Genomic DNA, 2,033 nt, shown 5'->3' on the forward strand with positions numbered 1-2,033 from the left:
ATCCAGCCGCCATAGAAGTCCTCCGCGCCATGGCTCAAAGCCAGCACAAAAGGGGAGAGAGTATCCCATGCACTTTGGCAAAAACCTTCCGGCTTTTCCCAACCGTTGGAAATGAACACCTGTCCTTCCTGCAAGTCACAGGCATGTTTGATGGGATTTTCATAAAGAAGCATCAGGTCCTCATAACGGGTGATGCGCATAACAGTAATCTTGCATTTTTTCATATTATAATTCCCTCACAGTGGTCGATTTCATGCTGAATAATTTGAGCAGACAGGCCGGTCCAGGTTTTAAATCGTTCTCGAAACTGCTCATCTTGGTATTTCACCTTGATGTTTTTCCAGCGTTTTGTCTTTCGAGTCCCCGAAAGAGAAAGACAGCCTTCTTCAGCCTCATAGGAGCCGCTTTTTTTGACGATTTCTGGGTTGAAAAGCACTCGGTACGTGCCCTCGTCATCAAAGGCAATGATGCGTTTGCTCACACCGATCATGTTCGCCGCCATGCCCACGCAGCCATCCGCATGGGCCATCAGTGTTTCCAATAGATCGGCGGCAATTGGCAGATCGTCCGGTGTGGCGAGTTCGGACTTGCGCCTCAGAAAAAGCAAATCTTTGCAAATGTCTCGAATCATAATCGTTTCTCCTCATATGTTTGAATAGTGGACGCGATGACTTGTGCCGCAATGCGGGAACCTGCTTGGGTAGGATGAACGCCGTCTTTGGCATAGAGTTGCTGCGTATGGGAAAGTTTGTAAAAGTGGAGGCCCACATCTGCCAGCAGTGCTCGGTTTTTCTGTGCGGCCTGGTGATACGCCTCGGACAAAGCGCGGTTCATCTCGTCGTAATCCCAACCTTTCGCTGCCAGTTTGGGACTGTCCTTCTGGTAGGCCCAAGTGGCATAAAGAACAGGAACGGCGCCACTGTCTTGAATCTGTTTACAGAGGCGCTCTACGCTGGAAAAGAAGCTTTTTGGTGAGGTAATGGGACCATGGCTCATTTCTTGCATAATCACATAATCCCAGCGTTCTTCGGCCAGCGCCGCCTGTGTGCGCGCACCCAGGCGGGTAGATGGGTTCAGTTGCTCAGACAACCGTGCTCCACCACGTGTGTGGTAAATTACTTGTGCGCCAGTTCGTTCTGCCAGCATTTGAGGCAAGTCATTTGAGAAGGTGAGGCTGTTGCCCAGCATGAGAATGCGCATGGCGGTACTCCTTGTTTTGATTGCTTTATTCGAATTATACATGCTTATAAGTGCAGGGACAAGGTCTGGCAAGATTCGTGCAGAAAACACGATGGTAAAAAAATACTTCGGGCCACCTATTTTTGCGGGGCCCGAAGTGCGTGTTATTTCTTTTCAACCGGGAGCCAGACTTCGCAGTAGTAGTCCTGATCTTGTGCGCCCTTTTCAAACTTGCTAGCGTCGCTGTACATTTCTACGTTGATGCCGGCGGCGATTTTGTAGTCAGGATTTGTGGGAAGCCACTGGGAGAAAATTTGTTGGTTGAGTCCTTGGAGAGCTTGAGGCATTCGTCCGGTGCAGGGAAATACCGCCCAGGTATGGGCCGGAATGGTGCGGGTGACAAAGCCTTCGGGAATCTCTCGGGTGGGATCGTAGTTGTCTGCAATAAGATATTCAAACTCGTTGCCGCCCATGCTCTCATCCAAATTAATGCCGTACATGCCGCAAATTTCCTTGCCGCCGCCTGTACTGAAGTGTTCTGTCCAAAATTTTGGTACTTCTACGGCACCGTCCTCATACTTAAAGGTTTTTGCGCGGCACAGAACTGTAAACGCATCTTTTTTCATGATTTTGCAATCCATGTTTTGACCACCTTCCAATGTCACTTTGATCCGAAGCGGAGCAAAGGAACGGACCGCGCCTCCGCTTTTTCGCAGTGCTGCAGGTGTGAGGCCATGAAATCGGGTAAAGGCTTTGGTAAAGCTGTCCGGCGAGTCGTAGCAGAATTCCAGCGCGATGTCGATGATCCTCCGGTCCGTCGTGAGGACCTCCAGCCCGGCGGCGGAAAGCCGGCG

4 protein-coding genes are annotated in these 2,033 nt (G+C 50.5%); all 4 read right to left on the reverse strand.

Features of this window, described 5'->3' with window-relative positions; all coding sequences use genetic code 11:
• The coding region (locus tag AB5H98_RS13305) for a TIGR04076 family protein (protein ID WP_367926364.1) at positions 1–224 on the reverse strand (224 nt) is incomplete at its 3' end.
• On the reverse strand, positions 221–631 hold the full coding sequence (locus AB5H98_RS13310; protein ID WP_367926365.1) for a peptide deformylase: 411 nt from the start codon (positions 629–631) through the stop codon (positions 221–223). The genes AB5H98_RS13310 and AB5H98_RS13305, both read right to left, overlap by 4 nt.
• Positions 628–1,200, reverse strand: coding sequence for an SGNH/GDSL hydrolase family protein (locus AB5H98_RS13315; protein WP_367926366.1), 573 nt, complete (start codon positions 1,198–1,200; stop codon positions 628–630). The genes AB5H98_RS13310 and AB5H98_RS13315 overlap by 4 nt, the downstream gene beginning before the upstream one ends.
• A gap of 143 nt (positions 1,201–1,343) precedes the next feature.
• A partial coding sequence (locus AB5H98_RS13320) for an effector binding domain-containing protein (protein WP_367926367.1) occupies positions 1,344–2,033 on the reverse strand: 690 nt, incomplete at its 5' end.

It is taken from the genome of uncultured Ruthenibacterium sp. (assembly GCF_963558415.1).
Lineage (GTDB): Bacteria > Bacillota > Clostridia > Oscillospirales > Ruminococcaceae > Ruthenibacterium.

Excerpts from the sequence above, each read along its gene's own strand:
- AB5H98_RS13310 (WP_367926365.1), bottom strand. The coding sequence starts at position 631 with ATGATTCGAGACATTTGCAAAGATTTGCTTTTTCTGAGGCGCAAGTCC.
- AB5H98_RS13315 (WP_367926366.1), bottom strand. The coding sequence starts at position 1,200 with ATGCGCATTCTCATGCTGGGCAACAGCCTCACCTTCTCAAATGACTTG.